Source organism: Listeria grandensis FSL F6-0971 (genome assembly GCF_000525835.1).
GTDB classification, from domain to species: Bacteria; Bacillota; Bacilli; order Lactobacillales; family Listeriaceae; genus Listeria_A; species Listeria_A grandensis.
The window spans coordinates 74502-101433 of record NZ_AODD01000015.1 but is presented as its reverse complement, the minus strand read 5'-3'; the positions used below and the strand labels follow the sequence as shown (position 1 = coordinate 101433).

Here is a 26932-nt window from a genome sequence, read left to right as displayed (position 1 = left end):
ATCTCTGCACACCATCCTATAAATATTTATGAAAGCTTTAAGAAATCTTTGCTTCATATTAGATTTAGTCCGCTATACTTTTAGCATGCAGGAAATTCACTCTTCTTGTATTGTCGTTACGAACAGGGGATAAAATAATTGAAACTAGCTATTTCAATCGTGGAGGTGTCATTATCATAGGAAGAAATATCAAACACAAAAAAGAAGGGGTTGAAATATGATGAAAAGAACACAAATATATAAAGAAATAGATACATTCAGACTTGTAGCCGCTTTACTGGTCATCGCTATTCATACCTATCCATTTCTATCATTCAGTCCAGCGTTCGAAGTTATGTTTAGTCGCGTATTTGCTCGGGTTGCCGTGCCTTTCTTCCTGATGGTATCGGGCTACCTCCTAATCGGTCCATTTGTGAACAAGCCTTTTTATCCAAACCTTTCACGAATTAAAAACTTTTTGAAAAGAACATCTTATGTTTACTGTATTGCGATTCTTCTTTATCTTCCATTATCTGTTTACACTAATAAAATTTCTTTTGACACTTCTATTGTAAGCACCTTGAAAATGATTTTTTTCAGCGGGACTTTCTATCATTTATGGTATTTTCCGGCGACGATTTTAGCCATTGCTTGGATCACTTTTTTATTAAAAAACATCTCGTTTACGTCAGTATTTGTCATTAGTATTGTATTGTACGTGATAGGGCTTGGTGGCGACAACTATTACAACTTTATTCGAGTATATCCTGTGATGGAGGGCTTTTATAATATAATTTTCCAAATTTTTGGGAACACTCGCAATGGATTATTTTTTGCCCCACTGTTTATCATGTTGGGCGCACTAGCTTACAAAAACATGCAGGTAGAACAACGAAGTATGAAGCGATCGGAAATTATTTTATTCGTATGTAGCTTGCTGATGCTGATGCTAGAGGGCGCATACATACATTATTTAACAAAGCCAGCGTATGATGATATGTACATTTTCTTAGTACCTACCTCTTATTTATTATTTAGGTGGCTAATGACCATACGCTTACCAGCTATTAGATATGCACGACCATTATCTTTACTACTTTTCTTATTGCATCCAATTGGGATTCTAATCGTCCGAGCTATTGCTAAAATACTCCACTTTGAAGTATTCCTTATCCACCACAGCATGCTACATTACATAGCAGTTGTCCTCATCACACTTGCTTTATCCTATATGTGCTTGTGGGTAAGTAGCAGTAGATTTTGGAAGCATGCCAAACAAATCTTAAACCCTCAATAGGCTTGGCGCAAATGTGCTTCACCATATAAGAAGTCAGATGGAAGACCCCCTGTTTTTAAACCAATGAATCTTCCATCTTCTTTATGCTTTTACTGTCTGTTTCATGTTCGGAAGGAAGGCCACGATGACACATGTGAAAGTGGCGGCTACGGCGATCGCTATGAAAACCGTTTGGTAGCTTCCAAATGTGCCGACTAGTTGCGCAACAATCATCGGGGCAAAGACGCCGCCAAGTGTTGCGCCTGTATTGACGACGCCGGTTGCTGTTCCAACAATGGATTCGTGTAGCCGTTTGAGCGGCAAGGTGAACATCGTTGAAAAAATCATGACGGAACACATGTAGCATAGGAAAAGCCAGAATGTTAGCACGGCAATACTTTCGGAGCTGTAGACAAGAAGCGCTGCGCCCGCTGTAATGATCGATAGGACAAAAATGACGCGTTTTTCGCGATGTTGGAAGTATCGACCGACAATGTAGGCTGTTCCAAAACTGCCGAGTAAGCTACCCAGCCCAGCGATAGCCACGATGACGGAAATCATGATGAGGGAAACACCGCGCTCATCTGCTAAGTACGTTGGCGTCCAATTAGCAATCGTATAGAGCACGATATTGATACTACACATCGCGATAAATAATAAAACAACGACGGGATTGGTAAGCACTTTCCAAAATGGCATGGAGGCTTTTTGCTTTGGTGCACTGCTCTGTTGCTTTTCTTTATGCATATTAGGCAGTTTCCAGATGACTAGAATAAGTGCTAAGACGAACAGAAAAGCGATACAAAATACGGCGCCACGCCACCCAAATGCTCCGATAACAATCGGGATAAGTAGCGGTCCGATAATCGATGCGATTCCTGACGTGGAGATCAATATCGACTGAGCCCATGTTCTTTTTTCCATAGGATACGTGTCTGTGACGGTTCTTGCTGAGGACGTTGGATAACCCGCGTGACCAATTCCTGCGAAAAATCGCGCGGCAACTAAGGCTATCAGCGTCGAAGCGGAACCAAAGACGATTGATGCTATTGTAATGATGGATAGCGAAATAATAAGAACAAATTTGGAGCCTAATTTATCATTTAAATAACCAAATGGGATTTGCATGATTGAATAACCAATGAAAAAGGCCGAGAAAATATAGCTCTTTTCGTCAAGGCTCAAATTCAATTGCTCTGCAAGTGGTACCGCGATAACTCCAATTACTAGTTTATCGATGTAAATCGCGATGTACCCTAGAAATAAGATGGGCAATATCCCTTTTCTTTGTTGCGTTTTTTCCATGTCTCTCTCCTCCGATTTTTATTAATATGATTTATTTGAGGGAACTCTTTTTGGTAGAACGCTTTCATTTTTATTATAGCACCTGGATTTAATAGAACAAGGAGTTTTCTAAAAATTTGAAATATAGTTAAAAAACATGCCCCTTTTTTATGCTTCGTCTTTTTTTAGAACGGATCGAGGACAAAAATTAACCGTTTTCATAGCAAAAATTCTCTTATATATTACAAGCCATCTGACTATAATGGCATGGAGGGAACCTTTTACATGAGGAGGAGAATGGATGAAACAGGAATTGTTAGAGAAATTGACGCAAAAGCAGGAACGAATAATCGAGATACGGCGTTATTTACATGCGCATCCTGAGCTTTCTTTTCAAGAGGAGAATACGGCGAAATATATCGCTGCTTTTTATGCAGACAAAGCCTGTGATGTACAGACAAATGTTGGTGGGCACGGTATTGTAGCCACCATCGATAGCGGGAAACCTGGCCGAACCTTAGCAATTAGAGCAGATTTCGATGCCTTGCCGATTCAGGAAGAAACAGGACTTCCCTTTGCTTCTCAAAATTTCGGTGTGATGCATGCGTGTGGGCACGATGGACACACAGCGTACATGCTTATTTTGGCAGAGACATTGATCGAAATGAAGGACCAGTTCACTGGGAAAGTTGTTGTTTTGCATCAGCCAGCAGAAGAAACGCCTCCTGGTGGTGCCATCGGGATGATTCGAGATGGTTGTTTGGATGGCGTCGATCATGTGCTTGGCATTCATGTCATGTCTACCATGCCAACCGGTGAAATTGCGTATCGCGAGGGTGCTATTCAGACTGGCAGGGCCTCTTTTAAAGTGAAAATTACGGGGCGCGGTGGACATGGTTCCTCGCCACACATGGCAAATGACGCGATCGTTGCAGCAAGCGAGTTCATCGTTGCCCTGCAGACGATTATTAGTCGCCGGCTCAATCCTTTTGATGTTGGTTCCATCACGGTTGGCTCATTTGACGGGAAGGGTAGTTTTAATGTGATTAAAGATGCGGTGGTGCTTGAGGGTGATGTGCGTGCAATGACGGAAGCAACGCGTACCTTGATTGAAAAAGAAATACGGCGCCTCTTAGATGGACTCGCTGTAATGTTTGGCATCACCTATGACCTTGATTATGAGAATGATTACCCTGTACTCGTGAACGATGTAGCGTTGACGGAATTTGTGGCAAAGGCGTTGCAGGAAGCGGCAATGGACGAAGTGACCACGATTACACGCTGCGAGCCACAGCCTCCTTCTGAGGATTTCGCCTACTACGCGAAAGAACGGCCAAGTTGCTTTTTCTATGTTGGTGCAATGCCGGCTGATGGTATTTTCTATCCGCATCATCACCCAAAATTCGATATCAATGAAGCATCGCTACTCATTGCAGCCAAAGCGATGGGTACACTTGTCGCCGACTACACACAAAAATAAGGAGGAGAACTACTATGCGTGAAAATTAATGAATATGATCGAGGAACGGACAGAGGAGATGATTGCAATCAGACGCCATCTCCATGCGCATCCAGAATTATCGTTTCATGAACAGGCAACAGCCGACTATGTAGCTAAGTTTTACGAAGGTAAAGATGTCGTTGTGGAGCGTGAAGTCGGAAATGGGCACGGAATCATCGTCACGATTAATGGCGGCAAACAAGGAAAAACATTAGGCTTACGCGCTGATTTCGATGCACTTCCGATTCAAGAAGAAACCGGACTCCCCTTTGCTTCACAGCATCCTGGCGTCATGCATGCGTGTGGACATGATGGGCATACCGCTTACCTACTCATCCTTGCTGACTGCCTGATTCAACTGAAAGACGAGCTCCCTGGCACTATCAAAATGATTCACCAACATGCAGAAGAAACACCACCTGGAGGCGCCAAAAGCATGATGGAATCAGGACTTTTAGACGATGTCGATGCTATTTACGGTATTCATGTCTTCCCTTTTTTCAATGCTGGGGAAATCGGATATCGTAGCGGATTTGCGATGGCTGGTCGGAGTTATTTCAAACTCGGCATCCAAGGAACTGGCGGACACGGCTCCTCTCCACATATGGCCAACGACGCGATTGTAGCCGCATCCTATTTTGTCACCGCGATTCAAACCATCGTCAGCCGTCGCCTCAATCCTTTTGATACTGGTGTCGTAACGGTCGGTTCCTTCGATGGCAAAGGTAGTTTTAACGTGATTAAGGATTACGTCGAGCTTGAGGGCGATGTTCGCTATATGACGAGTGCAACTCGCAAGCTGATTGACAAGGAGATTCGCCGTATCGTGACAGGTTTGGAAGCGATGTATGGCATCACCACGATGCTCACTTACACCGACGACTATCCCCCACTTTACAACAATCCCGAAGCAACGAGCGATGCCGTGAACTACTTGCAAAAAGGGATTGGTGACTATCTCACATCCGTATCCGAAGCTGAAATGCTCTCTGGTTCAGAAGATTTCGCCTACTATCTCGAAAAAATCCCTGGCGCATTCCTCTATGTCGGAGCAAAACCGAAAGGCGTCGACAAACCGTATTTCAACCACCATCCAAAATTTGATATTGATGAAGATTCGCTTCCAGTTGCAGCGAAATCCGTCGCGGAGATTGTGTTGGGGTATTATAACCTGAGTTGAGTTCACCATCACTTTTGTTTGCCTACAGTCCCAATATACCTATGAAAAACTTTTCCAAATTTTTTTGGAGAAGTTTTTTTACTTATACATTTTGTTATTTTTTTATCGTCACATTTTCCACGTATTTGTATGATAGATAATAAAGATGTAGCTATTATGAATCTTTGGTGACAACTCACTATATGAGCTATTATTATTTCTTCCACCATGCTAAAATACTTTGGTAATTGATTTTTAAATTAATCAGAAAAGAGGAGTCGACAGCAAAGTATCATATAAACACCTTTATCCATCATAAAATAGTAGGTGTTGTGAAGGCGATGGGAACACTGCATACAGAAGGAACCTGTAGAAGGAGTTAAAGTTGCTGTCACACCATCCGCTCTTAAATACTACGCAAAAACCGCCATTCTTAAAGACACTGACAACGTGACGTTAACCGCTTTTGACAAAAATGGTAAAATACTTGGCACCAAAGCAGTCACCGTCGAAAAACAACAGGTCACAACTGGAGCTATCACTTCCATCAATCCGTTTAAGATTGGTACAGATAACTATATTACCGGAAAATACTCTGGTGACGTGGCGAAAATCAGTCTCACTGTCAACGGTGTAGAAGGCGTTAAAGTTGGTGTCACTCCACCAGATCTTAAATACTACGCAAAAAATGTCATCTTAAAAGACACAGACAACGTGAAATTAACAGCATACGATGCCACTGGTAAAGTACTCGACACAGAAACCGTCACTATCGCAAAAAAAGCGGGCGTAAGTGGAGCTATCACTTCCATTGCACCATTTAAGATTGGCACAGATCACTATATTACCGGAAAATACTCTGGTGACGTAGCGAAAATCAGCCTCACTGTCAACGGTGTAGAAGGCGTTAAAGTTGGTGTCACTCCACCAGATCTTAAATACTATGCAAAAACGGTCATTCTCCATACAACAGATACAGCGGTACTAACCGCATACGATATCAATGGTAGAATACTCGACACAAAAAATATCAGCGCAACAAAATAATAATTTCTAATGAAAAAAAGAAGAAATTCTTCTTTTTTCATTACGAAATCAGCGTCGCCCTGTAATCAAATGTAACAAGAATAAATTCAAGACATCCAGATACAGACTAAGCACCAATATTAGCACATCCTTCATCGTCACATCGCGAAGATGGTTTGCCTTGAATACAGCGGTGATTGAGTTCACGATCATTTTATTTTTCCACAAGGTTCCAATATGCCTACTCATCTTAGCATGTTTATGAATTTTGTTGTTTTTTTATCGTCACATTTTCCACGTGTTTGTATAGTAGTTAAAAAAACAGACGATATCCTGAATCTTTAGTGACAAATGACCGTATTAGCTACTATTCTCTATCGTACCATGCTAAAATGCTTTGGTGGTTTATTTTTAAAAATCATCATGCTAAAGAGGTATGTACAGCAAATTAAAATAAATCTTTTGTGTATAGGCACACAGATTTTCGTAGCAAGTAATAAAAAACAAAAATGAAAGAGGTTATAACAAAATGAAAAATCCAGTGAAGAAAATAGTCAGCGTATTGACTGTAACATCCATATTAGGAACAAGTATCGTCACACCATTCAACGTATTTTCCGAAACACCAGTAAAAGCGGCATCTGTCAGCTCTAAAATAGCAACTGATGCCGTACTCGCACTTTTCGCAAACAATAACCCGAGCACCAATGTTCTTAAACTGACTACGGATCAGCAGGCAATTGATGCTGCGCAACAATTAGTAAACGTAGCTGTAGATATAACTGAAACTGTAAGAGGGAACATGCATGCATCTATAAATCAAGCAAAAGATTTATTGAAAATAAGAAATACACCAGTAGACTATAGCCTTTTCGCGGAGGATGCAGATATAACATCAGCAGCCATTACAGGAATAATGGGTCAAGGCATTACAAGTGTGCGCCTACTTATAGATGGTGTTGTGAAGGCAAACGGGACACTGAATACAGACGGAACCTACAGCATTCCCACAAATGATTTCATCACACAAGGCTCCAAAGTCGAAGTAGCCGGATATAACGGTACAACCGAAGTAGCACGAAAAACAGTAAAAGTCAGCAATAATCAAAAACCGCTCGTACCTGGATCAAATGAAACCTTAGCAAAGACCATGGCATCGAATGCAGTGTTGGCTCTGTTCAAAGATAACCCTAAATCAAACGAACTCAACCCGATGACGGCTCAAAAAACCATTGATTTTGCCCAAAATATGATTAATGTGGTTCAAACTCCATCCGCAAAGGCAAGTTTGCAACAAGATTTAGACAAAGCACAGAGCTTACTCAATGCATCACTCAATTTGGGTTTAACCGTGGTTCCATTTAAAATCGGTACAGACAACTATGTTACTGGACAATATTCTGGTGACGTAGCGAAAATCAGCCTCACTGTCAATGGTGTAGAAGGTGTTAAAGTTCCTGTTACACCGTCAATCCTTAAATACTATGCAAAAGGCGTCATTCTGAAAGATACAGACAACGTGACGTTAACCGCTTTTAACAAAAATGGTACAGTACTTGGCACCAAAGCCGTTACCATCGAAAAACAACAAGTCACAACTGGAGCTATCACTTCCATCAACCCGTTTAAGATTGGTACAGATAACTATATTACCGGAAAATACTCTGGTGACGTGGCAAAAATTAGCCTCACTGTCAACGGCGTAGAAGGTGTTAAAGTTGGTGTCACTCCACCAGATCTTAAATACTACGCGAAAAATGTCATCCTAAAAGACACGGATAACGTGACGTTAACAGCATACGACACTAATGGTAGAGTACTCGACACAGAAACTGTAACCCTCGCAAAACAAGTGGTCACAACTGGTTCTATCACTTCTATCGCCCCATTTGTAATTGATACAGAAAACTATATCACTGGACAATACTCTGGTGATGTGGCGAAAATCAGCCTCACTGTCGATGGTGTAGAGGGCGTTAAAGTTCCCGTTACCCCACCAGCTCTTAAATATTATGCAAAAACGGCCATTCTTAACACAACAGATAACGCGATATTAACCGCATACGACATCAATGGCAAAGTACTCGACACGAAAACAGTTAGTTTAAAAAAATAATAACACCTTAATAAAAACAGAAAGATTTTCATATCCCGCTGAGGAGAAAGTCTTCTGTTTTTTTGACTATTGAGTATTTAGCAGGTGATTTCATTCGTACACTCGAAGTTTATTCAAGGCTAATTCCCTTTATCAACTACGTCCCGTAAACAAACGCAACAAGAACAAGAATAAATTCAAGAAATCCAAATACAGACTAAGCGCTAAAACTGGCACATCTTGCATCGTCACATCGCGTTTCATGATTTGATTGAAATCAAACAAGGTATACAGCGAGAACAATAACGTCCCTGCCCCTGCGAAAATCGTTGACATCAGAGAACTCAGCGGGAAAAAGATCGAGATCAGCGAAATAACAACGACAATCAGTAGCGCTGCGAACAATCCTTTAGCCATGAACGATAGATCGGTTTTCATTTTTGCGCCAACAAATCCGAGTACTGTGAAAGTAACGGTTGCCGTCGCAAACGCCATCAAGACAGCATTTCCAGCTCCCGCATCTAAATAATATTGTAATGTTGGCGCCAATACTAGCCCTGTCACAAAGGCAAAAGCTAATAATAAGCCGTATCCTATTTTGGACGCGCTCTTACTTTTACGCACGAAAATCATCGCAATTAGTAAGGCGAACTCCAACACAACAAGCGGGATGTAGAACGTCATCGGAATACCTCTCCCAATCACCGTTCCAAGGGTCGCCATCACTAAAGATATCACGAACCAGTTCAGTACTTTCTGCATAATTTCGGCTTTCGTCGCGCCTGTCACCGTGTGTTCAACACTTCTATATGTTTCACTCATTATATTCACTCCTATCCAATTCTTCCGTTAGTATACCATGTGCCATTGTCTTTGGAAATAGCTTCAACTAAGAAAACACCACCAAATAACACTCCTTCCAAAATATTGAAACAGCGCTTCTTCTTTATTTAGCTTGCTTTCATGTTGATTAGATTAAGCTCTTCTATATGACTTCAATCATACCAAAACCCATACCACGCATAGATCCTATACCACCTTGAACAAAATGATTCAATAAATATGGCTTTCCAACGAGCTCAAACTTACCGAGCGAGCAGGCAACGTGAAGATTATAACAAATGACGACAGTTTTCTTAATCGCGACTTCGCGAAATTCTAACGCTTCGATATCTGATTTCACATATTCTCCGAACTTATCACGCAACTGAAAATATAAATTCCGTTTTAATATGGCTTCAAAATCGTCCTCTTCCCACCAATAAAACCAATCTTTCTTCGTTTCCTTATTATGATCGCGGCACACAATTGGTGATAAAGTTTTAAAAGCCATTCGTTCAGTGACAATCTGTTCTTCTTTTACAATCTGAATGTTGGTCACTCGAATCTGGTTCATCGTTGAAAATGGTAGTAGCTTATCTCTTACATTCATTAATGCGTTGTAATAATTAATACCTAATTCAGCGTCCGCAGTCGCGAAATTGATCACGATCTTCTTTTTTTCTAACTCAATAACTGCCCCGTTAAACTTTGGTTTTGGAAGGTATACAGAGAAAGTAAAATTTTTTTGTTTATTTCCGCTGTACATCTCTTTGTACTTGGCTTCATTTGATTTCGATAGGCCTGCTTTCATCACGCTGACAACTTTGCGCCTATAGTCTGCAGGAATTTTATTGGAAGCCAGCTCGCAACTAATTTTCAGTCTCATCCCAATCCTCCTCTTGATTGTTTCCACCCAATACTAATATATCACCATTTGGCATATACATCCAATGATAACCATCCCTTTCTTTCTCAAACTATTTTTAGTACAATTAAATGAAGAAAGCTGTTTAAACAAGTCAGCAAAATCGGAGGGAAAGATATTGGGGAAAGCTGTATATCATGATATTTATGTAGAATTAAAAAAGGATATTGATAATGAGCGATACGCCTTCAAAGAAATGTTACCTACAGAACATGCTCTTGCGGGACGCTTTGATTGTAGCCGAAATACGGTTCGTCGTGCCATTTCAGAATTAGTGAAAGATGGCTACGTGCAAAGTGTCCGAGGGAAAGGTGTCATGGTCATTCACCAACACGAGTCTATTGAATTCATGTTTGGCGGCGTGGAGAGTATGAAGGAGTCTCTGATTCGCAATCATAAAACGTTTCAAACAAAGGTGGTTCATTTCGAGGAACTGGAGGTAGACGCAGCATTATCCGCAAAAACGTGGTTGCCAGTTGGAACTCAAGTTTACTATATCAAGCGGCTACGTTTCGTCGAAAATGAGGCGTTGATTCTTGATGTGAACTATTTTGATCGTAACGTGGTGCGTAATTTGACACCTGAACGGGCGGCTGAATCTATCTATGAATACATCGAAGAGGAGCTCCGCGTCAGAATTGTGACTTCCAAGCGGTATATTGTCGTTGAAAAAGCGTTAGCTGATGATAAACAATATCTCGATTTAGCAGGCTATGATTGTTTGGCAGTCGTGAAGAATTACGCCTATGATGCGAACGGCACAATGTTCGAATACACCGAATCACGCCATCGCCCGGATCGCTTTGTGTTCTTTGACTCGGCTCAACGATTAAAATAAAACACTCCACCTAAACTCCACTTTCACGCGTTATAATAGAGTAAATCGTGTTCTTTTAAGGAGGTTTTTATGAAGAAAATATTAGTTGTAGAAGACGATCCCAATATTTTAGAAGTCACCAGTGCCTTTTTGCTTTCCGAAGGCTATGAAGTTGTGCCTTCGGAAAACGGTATGGAGGCTTATGGTATATTTGAGTCACAAACATTTGACCTGATTATTATGGATATTATGATGCCCAAAATGGATGGCTATACATTATGCGAGCTAATTCGCACGAAATCTGATGCACCGATTTTGATGCTCACAGCTCTTGGTGAAGAAGATTCCGAATTAAAAGGTTTCGAGCTTGGCGCTGACGACTATATTCAAAAACCCTTTTCCTATAAAGTGTTGCTAAAACGTGTGGAATCATTGTTGCGTCGCGTTTCACCTGATACAACGGATGGCTCGATTCTATTGGAGATCGCTGAAATCAGCCTAAACACAGAAACCTTCCAAGTAACAGCAAGCGGCGATCCGGTCGAGCTAACCCGCAAAGAATTCGACATTTTGCGATTGTTAATGAAAAATCCAGGCCGTGTCTTCACACGTGAAATGCTACTTGACCAAGCTTGGGATTATGAATACATTGTCGACACCAAGATTATTAACACACATATCAAAAACTTGCGCAAAAAACTAGCTACCGACAAAATCCAAACCGTGAGGGGTGCTGGCTATAAAATGGATTACTAAAATTCGCGCCAAAATCAGTGCCAAGATTTTTTTCATCACGTTAGCACTACTACTTGTCTTCACGGTACTTATTTACGCAATGTTGCTCTGGTTCCTACCTAATTTTTATTATGATTATAAGAAGCAAAAGCTAGATGATGGTGCGGAACTTGTCGTGAAAGCTTCTAAAACCGGCTCGCTTCAGGACGTAGAAGCTGCGATGGACGATTTTGCAGCGGCAAATAATATTTCACCATTTTTACTGAATAGCATGAATCAAATTGTGTATATTCCATATGTTGAGGTTCAAAGTGGTTTAATGACAACGAGCATAACCGCCTCTGTACCTGTGGCCACCACCGATGCTTCAGATAGTAGCACTAGCATCGAAAAAAGCATGACCATCGATAATGTGCCCTACACGTTACGCTACTTTATCAATATCCAACCACTCACAGATATTTCTTCCGTATTGCTGCTTTTTGCGCCCTATTTCTTGATTTTTGTGGTTGTTTTAAGCTTTATTTCCGCTTACTTCTTCTCAAAAAGAACAGTGAAACCACTCCTTCGCATGAATAATGTTGCGAACAAAATGGCTCGACTCGACTTTTCTGAGGAGTTACCAGTCAAATCCACTGATGAAATTGGGCAATTATCTCATCACTTGAACGATATGGCGCGCGAATTAGAAGGTACACTGATCGATTTGCAGAAGGTCAATGTACGGTTGGAGGCAGAAATTGCGAAAGAACGTGCACAAGAAGAGACGCGCAAACAGTTCATAACCGCTGTTTCGCATGAATTAAAATCTCCAATCGCTTCCGTGATGGGACAACTCGAGGCGATGATTCACCGCATTGGACCTTACAGTGATCGCGATACGTATTTGAAACGTTCCTATGAGACGATGGAGCAAATGTCTGCGCTCGTGCAAGACATGCTAGAAATTTCGCGCGTGGATAGCGCTGATTTCGAAACGAGCAAGACGACATTTAACCTCTCAAGCTTTATCACAGACTGCATCCAACAGGAGAAATGGCATCCAGAAGCTGCCCATCGACAAATCCAAAACAATATAGCACCTGATGTATTCATCCACGCCAATCAAAAACTAGTAGAAAAAGCATTCACAAATGTGATTCACAATGCTTTTCAATACTCACAAAATGTGGATACGATCGAGATTTCTCTAAAAAGCTCCCAACAAGGTTGGTATTTTTCCATCTATAATGATTCCCCAACCATTCCTGATGAGGAACTCAGTAAACTATTTGATGCCTTCTATCGCCTCGAGAAATCTGGTAATAAGACGACAGGAGGAAGTGGGATTGGCCTATTTATCACTGCCACATTCTTGGAGAAATCAAAACTTTGCTATCGGATCGACAATAAAGAGCACGGCGTTCAATTTAGCATCTGGCAAGACGAATCCATCAAAACTACACTTTAGATCCACCATATCTCCATTTTCTTTGTGTAAAGTTAGTCTTATCAAAGAAATTGGAGGTTTTTTTATATGGATTTTATCAGAAGAGCATGCATCAGCATTTGGGCTAAGAAAGGAAAATCGCTCCTAATGCTCATCCTACTATTTGTACTATGTAGCCTCGTATTCGCAGGATTCGCGATTCAGTCGGCTACCGAAAAAAGCACGGACATTGCCCGAAAAAAATTAGGTGGTGATGTGACATTAAACTTAAACATGGATAAGTTAATGAAAGAAATGGAAGCCGGCAAACAACCTGACGAAGTTCCTATCCTGAAAATAGAGGATATCGAAAAAGTAAAGAACTTAAAACAAGTAGCAAGCCATCAATATGTGGTGGATGCCTCCGCGGCCAAAGTCGATAAGGGACCCATCAAGTCACCGAAAAAAGACGATTCAGAAGGTGGCGGTCAGATAGCAATGGCTAGTGGCTCCGATGGTAAAACACCAGACATGCCCGACTTCATGATCAGTGGGACAAACAGCACAGATGGCGTCGCTAAATTTAAAAATGGTAAAGAGAAAATCGTCTCTGGAAAAGGTATCACCGACAAAGATAAGGGTAATATCGCAGTGATTGAAAAACGATTCGCTGACCAAAACAAACTCAAAGTCGGTGATAAATTTAAACTCAAAGAAATGAAGACAGGTAAGCCTATCGAATTTACAGTCCAAGGTATTTACACGAGCAGTGAAGCCACTGGCTCACAGCAATTCCCTGTTGATTTCATGGAACCCGCAAACAAAATATATGTCCCTATCGACGCAGCTATGCCCTTTACACATGATGGTTCGTTGACTTCTGCCACTTACACCATGACCGATCCACAGCTGATCAACACCTTCAAAAAAGAAGCCATTAAGATAAGTAACGTAGACAAAGACTTCTACAAATGGGATGCTAACGACGAAGCTTACAAGAAAATGATTACCCCCATTCAAAATGTCGCATCGTTCGCCAATGTTATCGTCGTGATTACCGCACTCGCTGGAGGACTTATTTTAGCGCTACTCGTCTTGTTATCCATCCGCGAGCGCCGTTTCGAAATGGGTGTCTTGCTCTCACTCGGTGAAAATAAAACCAAACTAATTGGGCAATTCCTTGTCGAAGTCATCATTATCGGTATGATCGCTTTCTCTGTCGCCTGCTTCACTAGTCAACCAATCGGTCAAGCAGTCACCAATCAAATGCTCGCAAAAGAAGTCGAGCAAGCAAAAGATGACGAAGCTGATCCATCCCAATCGGGCGCTATGGTCACCTCGTTTGCTGGATCTGGTGAAGAAGATAAACCAAAAGGAGAAGCCATTGATTCCGTCAATGTCGATATTTCCAGACAAGATATGGTAGAAGTCGGCGGTATCGGTCTACTCGTAGTCATCGTCGCAACCCTACTCCCTTGCCTGTTTATCATCAGGCTCCAACCAAAAATGATCTTATCAAAAAATGATTAAAGGACAGGTGAACCTATATGGAAAAAATTCTAAGTTTAAATAATATCTCATACAAATATCAATCTGGTGGCAAAAGCCAAACCATTTTACTAGACGCATCTTATGACTTCAACGCCGGCACGTTCTACACTATTCTAGGCCCATCCGGATCAGGAAAAACAACGATGCTCTCCATCTCATCCGGCCTCGACGTGCCAAGCGCTGGCCAAGTTCTTTTTCAAAAACAGAGCATCGGCGGCTCCCTCTCTTTACAAAAATATCGAAAGAATCATTGCGCCATCATTTTTCAAGCTTACAATCTGATCCCTTACATGACTGCATTACAAAACGTCATCACCGCGATCGGTATCCAACATCCAAGCATAAAAAATAAACGCGCCCATGCGATCAACGTTTTAACTGAGGTCGGATTAACCGAAGATCAAATGAAGCGCCCCGTCTTACAGCTCAGTGGTGGGCAGCAACAACGTGTCACCATCGCTCGTGCCCTTTCTGGTAGCGCCCAAATCATCTTTGCCGATGAGCCTACAGGTAACCTTGATGGTGAAACCGCTGAGAAAATCATCTACTTGTTCAAAGCTCTCGCACATCAAAAAGGAAAATGTATCATCATGGTGACGCATGACAAATCCATCGCCAAACAATCCGATATCACATTAACCTTGAAAAGTAAGCAACTAGTAGAAACAATGTAACACCAAACCCTCGCTTTTGCGGGGGTTTTTCTACCTCTCTAAAAATTTGTTTAAACAAATTTTTGAAAAACGCTTGCATAAGTTGTTTAAACAACTTATAATAAACCTAATGAAATCGATTACATTTTGAGATTTAGCTTAGAAAGAGGGGAATTTAAGATGGCAAAGGTGACAAAAAAGAATGTCGCAGCGATTATTGCGGCAATTGGTGGCGAAGATAATATTAACATGGCAACACATTGTATCTCCCGCCTCCGCTTTCAGCTCAAAGATGAATCTATCGTAGATGAAGCCGCATTAAAGGAGATCGATATCGTTCGTGGAAATTTCAGTTCTAATGGACAATATCAAGTTGTTATCGGACAAGGTACCGTCGACAAAGCTTATGAAGAACTCGTTCGCCAGACCAATGTCAAAGAAGTGACAACTGCCGAACTCAAAGAAGAAAACGCAAAAAAACTCAACCCACTTCAAAAAATCGTGAAAATGCTGGCTGATGTTTTCATTCCTATTTTGCCGGCGATTGTTGCCAGTGGTCTTTTACTCGGAATTAATAATGTCCTCGTCGGTGTTGGGATTTTTGTAGAAGGTAAATCGCTTGTAGATATGTATCCGAACCTTGCTGGTATTGCTGGTATGATCAGTATGATTGCCGGAACTGCTTTTGCATTCTTGCCGGCGCTTGTCGGTTGGTCAGCCGTAAAATATTTCGGTGGAAACCCGCTGATGGGGATTGTTTTGGGTCTTGTGCTCGTCAATCCAGCCTGATGAGTGCCTATGATATCGGCGTGAAAGAACCACATTATTGGAATTTTTTCGGGCTTGAAGTCGCACAAATTGGCTATCAAGGTCAAGTATTGCCTGTTCTCGTGGCCGCTTGGGTATACGCTTCCATTGAGAAAGCGTTACGCCGCGTTATTCCCGATGCGTTCCAGCTTTTGATTGTCGCACCAGTTACATTGCTCGTCACAAGTGCGCTATCCTTGATTGCGATTGGACCGATCACCTTATGGATTTCCAATTGGATTACAGACGGCATCGTTAGCTTGTCGAGCGTCTCGCCGATCATTACTGGTGTCCTATTTGGTGGGTGTTTCGCTCTGCTTGTTATTACCGGCATGCATCACGCCTTCCTCGCTGTCAATTTACAACTGATTTCGACGACCGGCAGAACGATGTTTTGGCCAATTCAGGCGCTTTCCGATACGGCTCAAGGCTCGGCGGCACTGGCGATGGCTTTCGTAACCCGTGATAAAAAGAACCGCAGTATCGCGCTCACATCCGCGCTTTCAGCCTATCTTGGCATTACCGAACCCGCGATGTTCGGGGTCAATTTACGCGCCAAGTACGCCTTTATTTGCTCGATGATTGGCGCTGGGCTTGCCGGTGGATTCATCGCTTATAATGGTGTTATCTCCCAATCAATCGGTGTCAGCGGACTGTTCTCGATCCTATCCATTACACGCGCTGGCTGGGGAGCTTATGCGATCGGCATGCTCATCGCAATCGGCGTACCATTTGTATTAACAATAATTATCGGACTCGCAAGACGAAAACAAGGAAATGCAGGATTTTAGGAGGATTTTTAGGATGAATAACGAATGGTGGCAAAAAGGAACGGTATACCAGATTTACCCGCGCAGTTTTAACGATACAAATGGAGACGGTATCGGCGACATTCGCGGCATTATTGAAAAACTAGATTACTTAGCAAAACTCGGCATCGACCTGCTGTGGCTTACGCCAATGTATGTATCCCCACAGCGCGACAACGGCTATGATATTGCAGACTACTTCGCGATCGATCCACAATACGGAACTATGGCTGATTTTGACGAACTTTTGAAGGAAGCACATGATCGTGGTTTGAAAATCATGATGGATATGGTCGTCAATCACACGTCCTATCAGCACCATTGGTTTCAAGAAGCGTTAAAAGGCAAAGATAATCCGTATCGCGATTATTATATTTGGAAAGACCCTGCGGCAGATGGCGGGCCTCCAAATAATTGGCTTTCTAAGTTCAGCGGATCCGCTTGGGAACTTGACGAAGCATCCGGTCAATATTACCTGCATCTTTATGAGGTCAGCATGCCCGATTTAAATTGGGAGAATCCAAAATTGCAAGAAGAAATCTATAGCATGATGGCTTGGTGGGGTGAAAAAGGCATCGACGGATTCCGTTTGGATGTTATCAATAATATCTCCAAAAACCCTGATTTCCCGAATGATTCGCTGGCAACAGCACAAGATGACGGGCGTAAATTTTATGTAGATGGACCGCATGTACATGAATATTTGCATCAAATGAACCGTCGTATTTTTGATAAGTATGGTCTGGTGACAGTTGGTGAAATGTCGTCAACTACGCCAGAGCAATGTATTAAGTATACAAATCCTGATCGGCAAGAGCTTTCCATGGTATTTAATTTCCATCATATGAAAGTGGACTACCCAGACGGGAAAAAATGGGCGAGCGCCAAATATCGTTTGACCGACTTGAAACGCGTGATGGCGGAATGGCAACTAAAAATGGCAGATGGTGGCGGTTGGAACGCGTTGTTTTGGACCAATCATGATCAGCCGCGGGCGCTGGCTCGTTTTGCAGATGATCAGGTTTACCGTGAACAGAGCGCGAAGCTACTAGCCATTATCTTGTTTGGCTTACAAGGCACGACTTACGTGTATCAAGGCGAAGAAATCGCGATGACCGATGCGAATTTTACTAATATTTCGCAGTACGACGACGCGGAATCTCGCAATGCCTACAAGCAGATGCTAACAGACGGGATTTCCGAGGAAGATGCATTACAGATCTTACGCCTGAAATCACGTGAAAATGCTCGGATTCCAATGCAGTGGAACGATGACCTTCATCACGGCTTCACAGACGGAAAACCTTGGTTGGCGCCCATTCATGCAGATACATGGACGGCTGAGAAAGCACTCGCGAATCCTGATTCTATTTTTTACACCTATCAACGCCTCATTGCAATGCGTCGCGATCAGGCTATTTTTACAAATGGTGATTTCACATTGCTCGACGCAGATAGTGAAACGATTTACGATTATGAGCGCCATTGGAACGGAGAGACACTACTCGTTGTTGGTAATTTTAGCGCAGAGGAGCATGTTTGGACTCTACCCGAGCGTTACCAAGATAAAAACTGCCAAATTTTAGAATCAAATTATCCACATGAGACGATGACAAATAAGATTGTATTGCAACCTTACGAAGCACTGATGCTACACATAAAGTAGAGCCAAACCTCATAGCTTCTGAGCAAATGCTAGTATCGACACGGAGAAGCTCTAATTCCCTTCACTGCACAATGCCACAACAAAAATAAAGCTTTACATTCGTCGTAGCGCGTGGTAAGATTACTTCATGCGATGAGCCTACAAGCAGTGTGAGATATCACTGCCAACCCCTTAAACATCAATGCTTTGTGGAAGGCAGTTTAAGGGCGCTATAAAAAGCCAGATGATTTTATCATCTGGCTTTTTCATGCCTTTATTTAAAGTAAGCCGCACAGTTGCAACCCCTTTTCGATACCATCGCTATTATTATCTGTAGTAATAAACTCCGCCTTTTCCTTTAGAGCTGGCACTGCATTCTCCATCGCAATCGCGTGATCTACAACCTCAAACATCTCCAAATCATTCATGCCATCTCCAAACGCATAGGTTGGAACGTCCCCAAAATCCATCACTTCAAGCAATTTTGCAATCCCGCGAGCCTTCGAGCCACCTGTTGGCACCACATCATTACTAAACGGCGTATTCCTGACAAACTGAAAATATGGAAAGCGATCCGGGAAATAATCATCCCCTTTTTCTAAAAGTAATAATAACATATAGACTGGTTCCTTCAAGTAAAGCGCTCCATCTACTTCTGGTGGTGCCTCACCCAAATACCGATAATGCTTCTCCATCACTTCATTTTGGGCTGTTCCACGAATTTTTGCCTCCGTATAGAAAGCCATTTCCACTCCTTGCGATTTTGCCCCTTGGTGTAGTGTTCTAATCTCCTCGACATCAATCGGATTCGTATAAACTGCTTGTCCATCGTACATAACATACTGACCATTCATCGCAATCACAGAAGTCATTCCTGTTGCAGCTAACACATGCTCAATCTCGCAAAGCGTTCTCCCCGTAGCTATAATTGGCATGATATTCTTTGCCCTCAACGCCTCAAGAGCCATCACAGAACTCTGCGCCACTTCCGAATCACTCATTAATAAAGTCCCATCCAAATCAAAAAAAACAAATCGCAGCTGGTTTCAAAAAATCAAATCCCTTCTTCTAAACAATGCATACTTCCACCATAACATAAGTTTGCTCGTCGCGTATGAGAAAAAACTCCGCTGCAAATTGTATCTCATTTTCAAATAAAAAACGATCCCTGTCCATTTTGCTGGACACGAATCGTTTTTATTACAAATTAGTATAATAGACATCGCCAATTTTTAGCATTGCACTAATTGTATTGTATTTTTCATCACCGATATGAATTTTTTCTTCTTCCTCTTGATAATGAATCGGCATAGATAAGAGCGTTTCCTTATCCTGTTTAAAATAATGAGTATCCAAACCTAGCTTTTCAGTTATCTTCACTATGTATTTATTGAATTTCGCATTACTTATAACCTTGCCATTCAAAATCGCTTCCGCCGTGCCTTGAGAAAAATTAGTAGCTTTCGCAAAAGAGCGTTTCGTAAAACCGTTTAACCTTATATATAAATTAATATTCTCTGCAATTCGTTTCTTTTCTAATTTATTCATTATTTTTTTCCTCCCGTAGTGGTCTGTCTATAATGATATTATGCCCGAGGAAAATGAGAATAAGATTAAAACTGGGTAGTATTATGGTAATAATTTCGAAAAGCAAAAAAGGGAGCTAGATCTGAAAACAAAGATACCCAGATAAACAGCGCATTCCCGCTCGCTTAACCCTCCAGATAATCCAAAATCCACTGCACGCTATTTTTACCCTGCCTCACACATTCCGAAAGTTCTACACCCTCAAACGACGCACCACCGGCAAAAATTCCTGGATATTCGGCTTGAAACTTTGCGTAAATCGCTTCTTTTCGTTGTACATGCCCAACCGTATATTGTGGTATACTATTCCGCTAACGTGTGATCATCGTGAACTCCGGTGCCTGATTGATCTTCATAATCCGGTTCAAATCGCTCAAAACCGTTTCTTCAATCGCCTTATCGGCAAGCTCTACAATCGATTCTTCTTTTCTACGTCCAAGATAGGCGCGCAGTAATATTTTATCCTCTGGAACAGTATGTGGCCATTTCTTATGAATCCAAGAACACGCCGTCATTGAAAAATCCTCATTCCGTGACACAACAAAGCCGCTTCCCTTAATATCTTTTTCAATCGCATTTTTTGGAAAAATCATCGCGACTGTCGCTACACTCGCAGATGGAATCTCACCAATTTCCTCAAAAATCGCGTCTTCTCCGAACAACGGAATGATTTCATGATACGGCAAAGCGATGAAAATACTGTCTGCCTGAATCTTCTCTTGATTCGATACGGTCAATTCATAGCCATGAGCCTGCTTAGAAATTTTCTGTACACGCTTGCCTTTTTTTATAATTTTAGCAGACAGCTCTCGTTCCAGCGCCTCGACGATCGTCATCAAACCATAGCGCATGGTCAAAAAGGTAGACTCCGAACTTTGCTTAGCCGTCGCCTCGTCGTACATCGCGCGAATTCCTTTAATCAGACTACCATGACGCCTCTCAATCTCCAAAAATCGCTCACCCCGTTGCCTCAGCACTCATCTCATCCAAATCACCCGCATAGATGCCTGACATCAACGGTTCTAAAATATGATCGACCATTTCATCACCAACACGCGCTCGCAAAAACGCACCAAGCGACATATCCTCCTCTTCCACTTGTTGCTTTCCCAAAAATAAGTCTCCGAGCACGCGTAACTTTCCACTTGCCGAGAGTAAGCCACTCTTAAAAAACGGACGGTATCGTGCCGGAATCCCCATAATCGAGCTCTTAGGAATCGCATGCAATCCTTGCTTTGCGAGCACGTAATTCTCTCCCGTCGCGTCCTCCACTAGCTGATCTTTCATACCAAGATCCATCACCAAATCTTGCATTTCTGATTTTCGTCTTAAAAACGAATCCGGTCCGCGCTCAATAATGTAACCATCACGCTTCACCGTCTCGATCTTTCCCCAAAATTTTGTGCCTGCTTCAAGTAAAACCAGTTCGTAATCCAAGCCTTGCTTCTCAAGCTCCCTTTTTAAGTAAAATGTGCTTGATAGTCCTGTAATGCCTCCGCCAATGACAACGATCTTCTTTTTAACCACAGGAAACACTCACCTTTTTATTTAAACTTCTATATATTTACTCCCAATTTTTCCAAACAACTGTGGCTAGTACGTCTAAAAATTCCTTATCATCGTTTGGCATCGGCGGGCGATGATAGACCGCTCCGATCTCATCCGTCACGACTTTACATTCGTAATCATTATCATAAAGCACTTCCAAATGCTCCGCCACAAAGCCAACCGGTGTATAAATAAAGTGTTTGTAGCCGTGCTCCTCAAATAAAGCACGCGTCAAATCTTGAACATCCGGCCCAAGCCAAGGTGTTCCAGTCTTTCCTTCACTCTGCCATCCTAAGGCATAGTGCGGCACATCAACTCGATCAAAAATCAGTTCCGCCGTTTCCGCCAACTGCTCTGGATACGGGTCGCCATGTTCCTTGATTTTCTCTGGTAAACTGTGCGCTGAAACCACAAGCACCGCCTGATCTAGCTCCTCTTTTGGAATTGCCACATCATTAATCCGTTTTGCCCACATGTCGATAAATTTCGGCTCGTCATACCAGCTATCAATCGTCTTAATCGATGGACCACCAATCTCTTCCGTCTTCTTCAAAGCACGACCATTATATTCTTTCACGCTAAAGCTCGAATAATGTGGCGCCAAAATAATGGAGATTGCTTCCTCGATACCATCATTTTTCATTTCCTGCACCGCGTCCTCAATAAATGGCTCGATATGCTTCAATCCAATGTATGTTTTAAATTCAATATCCGATTGCATGCTATTTAGCGTCTCCGCCAACCCGTAGCTTTGCGCCTGTGTAATTTTAGCAAGCGGTGAAAGCCCTCCAATCGCATGATAGCGCGAACGAAGATCATCAATCAATTCCTGACTCGGCGTGCGACCGTGCCGAATATCCGTATAATAACGCTCAATATCCTCATCTTTATACGGCGTACCATATGCCATTACCAACAATCCAACCTTTTTACTCACTTGTCTCCACCCCTTAGTAAAATTGCACTTCTTTCATGTACAAATGTCGTCAATTCCTTCAACATTTCAGGTGATACTTCTGGAAAAACGCCGTGTCCTAAATTGAAAATAAAGCCCAGTTCTTGCGTCCCCTCTTCTAAAATAAGTTCCGCTTGCGCTAAGCATTTATCACGTGCCAAAAGTAGCGACGGATCCAAATTCCCTTGTAATGCCATGCCGCCAGCTCTTGTTCTTGCCTCCATAATCGACATCCGCCAATCTACACCAACAACGTCGACACCGAGATCTTGCCACTCCGGCAACAAATGCGTCGCGCCAACCGCTTGCATAATGACTGGTGTAGCAGGACTGTGTTTTTTAACAGTCCCCACAATTTGCACGATCGCCGGTTTAATATATGTACGGTAATCCGCCGCACTAAGCGCCCCAACCCATGAATCAAAAATTTGCACAGCACTAGCTCCAGCCTTAATTTGCGCTAACAAATAATCCGCCGTCATCACCGCTAGTTTTTGCATCAATAAATGCCATTCAGCCTCATGCGTATACATAAAAGCTTTCGTTTGGTGATAACTCTTAGAAGGGCCACCTTCTATCATATAACTCGCAAGCGTGAACGGTGCACCAGCAAAGCCAATCAACGGTACACTAAGTTGCTCTTCTGTCAATAATCGAATGGTATCTAGCACATACGGTACATGTTGGTCTGCTTGAAATAGCGACAACTGTTCCACATCTTTTGCCGTGCGTATTGGGTTGGCAATCACCGGCCCAATTCCACTCTTAATCTCCACATCCACACCCATTCCAGGCAGCGGCGTCATAATATCTTTATACAGAATCGCCGCATCAACACCATATTGTTCCACAGGAAGACGCGTCACATAAGCACATAGCTCCGGCTGATGCGTGATTTCAAATAATGAGTACTTTTCCTTTAGTTTGCGATACTCTGGCTGTGAGCGCCCTGCTTGCCGCATATACCAAACCGGGATCCTGTCCACAGCTTCTTTTCTAGCGGCACGTAAAAATAAGTCATTCTCCAACTTCTTCATAACAAAACCCCTTCATTGTTCATTAAAGCACATAAAAAACGTGCACACTTTATAATTATTACAATCTACAGCATACCAAAAAACAGACTTAAAAACCAGATAAGTAGCTCCATAACGTTTTATTTTTGCAGAAAGAGGAAAATAGTTGTAGTATCTACTTATGGAATCTATTATCCTTGCACTACATACCATTTTAGAAAGAAGGCTATTATTATGAAATATGCGTATATCACTAGCGGAACCGAACATTATCTTCGTCAAATTCTTTCCGACAATCCGACCCGCGACATTACACTACTACAAAATTTCGGTGACTCCATTTTGCTCGAAGAAACAGCTGAGCCAACCGTTTTCAAAGAAGGAACAGCTTACCGCATCAACCAAAGCTTTGGCGAAATTAAAGGCCATGGGACCGTAACATTTGAGTATTTATACTTACGCTCAGAAGAAATTCCTATTTTCCAGAAATTATACCAATCTATTGCTTTAACATTGCACGAAGCACGCGGTTTACAATGCATGCAACTACTACAATCCAAAACAGAGAACAAATATTTGATCATCACATTTTGGAACAGCGGCGACGACTACCAACACTGGAAAACTGGCGCAGCACACAATAAAATCATGGATCTTATCCGTAGCAATAGTTCACAAAGCGGCTTTTCACATGTGGATGTGTTCCACTTCCCTGAATACTTTCATGATGAGAAATAAAGCCGTTAAAAAATACGTTGTTGAAGCAAGATGTCAACAACGTATTTTTCTTGTTTACTGATATATCTTTTTAACACGATACGGCACATACATAAACGTGAACACCGCCACAAAGGCCAAATTCACCGCTAGTATAATCACCCCACCAATCGATCCATTCTGTGCGATGCCTACGATACCAAACAGCAATGCTTGCGCCACAAGCAGAATCCGCAAGAAATGGATGAACGAACGCCGTCTGAAATGATCATCAATCGGATACAGTTTCAGCATCACTTGCCCATCAAAATGCCGTAACATCGGGATGAACTGGAATCCGGTCAAATAAATAAACAGCAATGAAAAGATGATATTGAGATAAAATCCTTGAACGAAAACGAGTAACAAGAACGCAATCACCGTTAAGCGTGCATACAGACCCATAAACTCATTCGTTCTCACAAACGTACGGCTCCACAAATAGGCAAATGTTTTTTCTTTCGCATATGGAATCGGGTGATACAAGAAATCCAAGTAAGCACGACGGCGCACGGTTCCCTTTAAATGAGGGACATCGGTAAATAGGTTCGCCAAACGATAAAAGCGATTCATCCGCGCCTCCTCTTTATCGATCAAATATTCCCACTTAATCGTCAGCCCCACCGTTTTGCGTTTCATCCATAGATAGCTTGCAAGTAATATCCCAAGCACCACTGGAATCGACCAGATTAAGTTGAATGCCAACACCAAATAAATCAGTGCAGCACTCACGATAATTCGAACAAATAGCCACGTCGTATCCGTATTTTCAAGCTTCATCGTCTCCCACTGGAAATATACATTCCACAGTTTAATCAGAAGCATTACAATCAACAATGGGAAAAATCGTGAAAAACTGAACCCTGTCACCGCAGCATACATGGGCATACACGCAGCTAAAACCAAAATAAAGATATAAATCTGCATCCAAAAACTAGTCGCATTTGCCTTTTTGAAATACTGATCCATTGCTTTTTCTTGGACGATTAAATAAACCGCATCCGGCCGTTTAAGCAACGTATTAATCGTCGTCACCGCAATCGCCGCCGTGAGTAAAATCACCATCAAAGCCACTGCTGGAAAAGCTGGCGTCAACGTCTTCACCCATCCGGAATACGAGTAAACGAAAGCTCCAACACCGATAATCAGCACAAACAGCAGGTGGTCATTCAGCATGTAGCGCATATACCTGCTAACTTCCTCCATATAACTGCCAAAACGCTTCTTAAATAAATCTACCGCATCAAACTTCATCGGCCTGCTCTTCTTCCCTTGTTAATTGTACGTAAATCTCATCAAGCGATGCTCCAGGCATTTCAAAATCGGCTTGCAAATCGGCAAGTGTCCCTTGTGCGCGAATAATTCCGTCATGCAAAATAATGAAGCTATCACAATATTTCTCCGCCGTTGCCAAAATATGCGTCGACATCAATATACTCGCGCCTGTATCTTTCATCTCCTCAATCCACTGCAATAAAGACTGAATGCCAAGCGGATCAAGCCCAACAAAAGGTTCATCAATGATGTACAAGTTCGGTTCAATCAAAAAAGCCGACATAATCATGACCTTTTGCTTCATCCCTTTCGAAAAATGCGCAGGGAACCAGTTTAACTTTTTCTCCAAGCGGAATTCTTTTAACAGCGGTGTCATACGCGTCTTCAATTCCTCTTCTGTTAGCCCGTAAGCCATCGCTGTCAGTTCCAAATGTTCTTTTAGCGTTAACTCTTCATATAATACGGGCGTTTCTGGAATATAGGCGAACTGCTTTCGATACTCTTCCGTATTTTCCGTTAATGTATGACCATTGATCGTGATCGTGCCTTTTTTCTGTTGCATCAGACCGGTAATATGTTTGATCGTTGTACTTTTACCAGCGCCGTTTAAACCGATAAGACCGACGATTTGACGCTCCTCAATTTCAAAAGAAATATCTTTTAAAACCGGGCGTTTCGTGTAGCCACCAGTTAAGTTATGAACCTCTACTAAAGCCATGTTATCACTCCTATTATCCAACTTATTGAACTAATAATAGCACAGTTGAGACCATTTTTGCCATACATTCACTATTTTTACTTCGTTTCAGACATGCGTTTTGCATACTTTTATGGTACATTAGATACAATGAGAGTTAATTTTTTCGGAGGTGTATCTATCAATGGATGATTGTATTTTCTGCAAAATAGTAAACGGCGAGATTCCTTCTGCTAAGGTTTACGAAGACGACCACGTCTATGCTTTCTTAGATTTGGGACAGGTAACAGAGGGGCATACGCTTGTAGTTCCGAAGCAACATGCGCGCAATATTTTTGACTTGCCAGAAGACGTGGCCGCCGAAATTTTTAGACGTGTTCCAAAGATCGCTGCGGGTCTGAAAAAAGCCTTGCCGTTAAAGGGACTTAATATTTTGAATAACAATGAAGAAATCGCCTCACAGAGCGTTTTTCATTACCATATTCACCTGATCCCGCGCTATACAAATAAAGATGATTTCGGCTTGAAATGGGCGGACAATGCCAACTGGTATTCGAAAGAGGCCTTCCAAGAACTCGCCGACAAAATTGCAAAAGAAGTCTAAAG

23 protein-coding genes and 3 pseudogenes are annotated in these 26932 nt (G+C 42.1%); 14 read left to right on the top strand and 12 right to left on the bottom strand.

The genetic code is table 11. The features are described from left to right. Window positions 1-217 precede the first annotated feature (217 nt). Complete coding sequence (locus PGRAN_RS10330) at window positions 218-1276, top strand: acyltransferase family protein (protein ID WP_036066944.1); 1059 nt, start codon at window positions 218-220, stop codon at window positions 1274-1276. Between the two features lie 81 nt (window positions 1277-1357). Here the strand turns inward: PGRAN_RS10330 and PGRAN_RS10325 are convergent, their stop codons facing one another. After that, on the bottom strand, window positions 1358-2560 hold the full coding sequence (locus PGRAN_RS10325) for an MFS transporter (protein ID WP_036066943.1): 1203 nt from the start codon (window positions 2558-2560) through the stop codon (window positions 1358-1360). 280 nt (window positions 2561-2840) lie between these two features. On the opposite strand from PGRAN_RS10325, the gene PGRAN_RS10320 reads away from it, so the two are divergent. The 3 genes from PGRAN_RS10320 to PGRAN_RS10310 all read left to right on the top strand — a co-directional run bounded on the left by PGRAN_RS10320 (window position 2841) and on the right by PGRAN_RS10310 (window position 6246). Next, complete coding sequence (locus PGRAN_RS10320) at window positions 2841-4019, top strand: M20 family metallopeptidase (protein WP_036066941.1); 1179 nt, start codon at window positions 2841-2843, stop codon at window positions 4017-4019. Window positions 4020-4047: 28 nt separating this feature from the next. Continuing rightward, window positions 4048-5220, top strand: coding sequence for an amidohydrolase (locus PGRAN_RS10315; RefSeq protein WP_036066940.1), 1173 nt, complete (start codon window positions 4048-4050; stop codon window positions 5218-5220). A gap of 333 nt (window positions 5221-5553) precedes the next feature. Beyond that, the gene (locus tag PGRAN_RS10310) at window positions 5554-6246 is read left to right on the top strand and encodes an immunoglobulin-like domain-containing protein (RefSeq protein WP_338151715.1); all 693 of its coding nucleotides are present in this window, start codon (window positions 5554-5556) and stop codon (window positions 6244-6246) included. 48 nt (window positions 6247-6294) lie between these two features. On the opposite strand, the pseudogene PGRAN_RS17800 reads toward PGRAN_RS10310, so the two are convergent. After that, window positions 6295-6396 (bottom strand): annotated as a pseudogene (locus PGRAN_RS17800) (Bax inhibitor-1/YccA family protein); the annotation flags it as partial. 358 nt (window positions 6397-6754) lie between these two features. On the opposite strand from PGRAN_RS17800, the gene PGRAN_RS10305 reads away from it, so the two are divergent. Then, window positions 6755-8341 (top strand): immunoglobulin-like domain-containing protein, encoded by a 1587-nt coding sequence (locus PGRAN_RS10305; RefSeq protein ID WP_036066937.1) that lies wholly within the window; start codon window positions 6755-6757, stop codon window positions 8339-8341. Between the two features lie 132 nt (window positions 8342-8473). Here the strand turns inward: PGRAN_RS10305 and PGRAN_RS10300 are convergent, their stop codons facing one another. Beyond that, entirely contained in the window at window positions 8474-9151 is a 678-nt protein-coding gene (locus PGRAN_RS10300; protein ID WP_420911974.1) for a Bax inhibitor-1 family protein, read from the bottom strand. Between the two features lie 154 nt (window positions 9152-9305). After that, a complete protein-coding gene (cas6, locus tag PGRAN_RS10295; protein WP_036066933.1) occupies window positions 9306-10028 on the bottom strand; it encodes a CRISPR-associated endoribonuclease Cas6 in 723 nt (240 codons plus the stop codon). Between the two features lie 157 nt (window positions 10029-10185). On the opposite strand from cas6, the gene treR reads away from it, so the two are divergent. The 7 genes and pseudogenes from treR (at window position 10186) to PGRAN_RS10260 (ending at window position 18513) form a co-directional block, all read left to right on the top strand. Next, window positions 10186-10905 carry a trehalose operon repressor gene (treR, locus tag PGRAN_RS10290; RefSeq protein WP_036066932.1) on the top strand — a complete coding sequence of 240 codons (720 nt, stop codon included), beginning with the start codon at window positions 10186-10188 and terminating at the stop codon, window positions 10903-10905. Between the two features lie 69 nt (window positions 10906-10974). After that, window positions 10975-11640 carry a response regulator transcription factor gene (locus PGRAN_RS10285; protein ID WP_036066930.1) on the top strand — a complete coding sequence of 222 codons (666 nt, stop codon included), beginning with the start codon at window positions 10975-10977 and terminating at the stop codon, window positions 11638-11640. Then, window positions 11615-13069, top strand: a complete 1455-nt coding sequence (locus tag PGRAN_RS10280) for a sensor histidine kinase (RefSeq protein WP_051998576.1) — start codon at window positions 11615-11617, stop codon at window positions 13067-13069. The genes PGRAN_RS10285 and PGRAN_RS10280 overlap by 26 nt, the downstream gene beginning before the upstream one ends. A gap of 66 nt (window positions 13070-13135) precedes the next feature. Then, complete coding sequence (locus tag PGRAN_RS10275) at window positions 13136-14557, top strand: ABC transporter permease (RefSeq protein WP_036066929.1); 1422 nt, start codon at window positions 13136-13138, stop codon at window positions 14555-14557. Window positions 14558-14574: 17 nt separating this feature from the next. Then, window positions 14575-15252, top strand: a complete 678-nt coding sequence (locus tag PGRAN_RS10270) for an ABC transporter ATP-binding protein (protein WP_036066928.1) — start codon at window positions 14575-14577, stop codon at window positions 15250-15252. Window positions 15253-15411: 159 nt separating this feature from the next. Then, window positions 15412-16829 (top strand): annotated as a pseudogene (treB, locus tag PGRAN_RS10265) (PTS trehalose transporter subunit IIBC). 13 nt (window positions 16830-16842) lie between these two features. Beyond that, the gene (locus tag PGRAN_RS10260; RefSeq protein ID WP_036066927.1) at window positions 16843-18513 is read left to right on the top strand and encodes an alpha,alpha-phosphotrehalase; all 1671 of its coding nucleotides are present in this window, start codon (window positions 16843-16845) and stop codon (window positions 18511-18513) included. Between the two features lie 257 nt (window positions 18514-18770). On the opposite strand, the pseudogene PGRAN_RS10255 reads toward PGRAN_RS10260, so the two are convergent. The 6 genes and pseudogenes from PGRAN_RS10255 to hemE all read right to left on the bottom strand — a co-directional run bounded on the left by PGRAN_RS10255 (window position 18771) and on the right by hemE (window position 23619). Next, window positions 18771-19542: pseudogene (locus PGRAN_RS10255) on the bottom strand (Cof-type HAD-IIB family hydrolase). Between the two features lie 150 nt (window positions 19543-19692). After that, window positions 19693-20040 carry a hypothetical protein gene (locus PGRAN_RS10250; RefSeq protein WP_051998574.1) on the bottom strand — a complete coding sequence of 116 codons (348 nt, stop codon included), beginning with the start codon at window positions 20038-20040 and terminating at the stop codon, window positions 19693-19695. Window positions 20041-20390: 350 nt separating this feature from the next. Beyond that, entirely contained in the window at window positions 20391-21029 is a 639-nt protein-coding gene (hemG, locus tag PGRAN_RS17505) for a protoporphyrinogen oxidase (protein ID WP_051998573.1), read from the bottom strand. Window positions 21030-21036: 7 nt separating this feature from the next. Next, window positions 21037-21606, bottom strand: coding sequence for a protoporphyrinogen oxidase (gene hemG, locus PGRAN_RS17500; RefSeq protein ID WP_051998572.1), 570 nt, complete (start codon window positions 21604-21606; stop codon window positions 21037-21039). Between the two features lie 37 nt (window positions 21607-21643). Further along, window positions 21644-22564 carry a ferrochelatase gene (hemH, locus tag PGRAN_RS10240; RefSeq protein WP_036066921.1) on the bottom strand — a complete coding sequence of 307 codons (921 nt, stop codon included), beginning with the start codon at window positions 22562-22564 and terminating at the stop codon, window positions 21644-21646. Continuing rightward, window positions 22561-23619, bottom strand: coding sequence for a uroporphyrinogen decarboxylase (gene hemE, locus PGRAN_RS10235; RefSeq protein ID WP_036066920.1), 1059 nt, complete (start codon window positions 23617-23619; stop codon window positions 22561-22563). The genes hemH and hemE overlap by 4 nt, the downstream gene beginning before the upstream one ends. Before the next feature lie 213 nt (window positions 23620-23832). Between hemE and PGRAN_RS10230 the strand changes: the two genes are divergently transcribed. Beyond that, complete coding sequence (locus PGRAN_RS10230) at window positions 23833-24336, top strand: antibiotic biosynthesis monooxygenase family protein (RefSeq protein WP_036066919.1); 504 nt, start codon at window positions 23833-23835, stop codon at window positions 24334-24336. A 54-nt stretch (window positions 24337-24390) separates the two neighbouring features. On the opposite strand, the gene PGRAN_RS10225 is transcribed toward PGRAN_RS10230, so the two are convergent. Both PGRAN_RS10225 and PGRAN_RS10220 read right to left on the bottom strand, forming a co-directional pair. Then, the gene (locus tag PGRAN_RS10225; RefSeq protein ID WP_036066918.1) at window positions 24391-25608 is read right to left on the bottom strand and encodes an ABC transporter permease; all 1218 of its coding nucleotides are present in this window, start codon (window positions 25606-25608) and stop codon (window positions 24391-24393) included. Continuing rightward, the gene (locus tag PGRAN_RS10220; RefSeq protein WP_036066916.1) at window positions 25598-26347 is read right to left on the bottom strand and encodes an ABC transporter ATP-binding protein; all 750 of its coding nucleotides are present in this window, start codon (window positions 26345-26347) and stop codon (window positions 25598-25600) included. The genes PGRAN_RS10225 and PGRAN_RS10220 overlap by 11 nt, the downstream gene beginning before the upstream one ends. Window positions 26348-26510: 163 nt before the next feature. Here PGRAN_RS10220 and PGRAN_RS10215 point away from each other — a divergent pair, with 163 nt between their 5' ends. Next, the gene (locus tag PGRAN_RS10215) at window positions 26511-26930 is read left to right on the top strand and encodes an HIT family protein (RefSeq protein ID WP_036066914.1); all 420 of its coding nucleotides are present in this window, start codon (window positions 26511-26513) and stop codon (window positions 26928-26930) included. Window positions 26931-26932 lie beyond the last annotated feature (2 nt).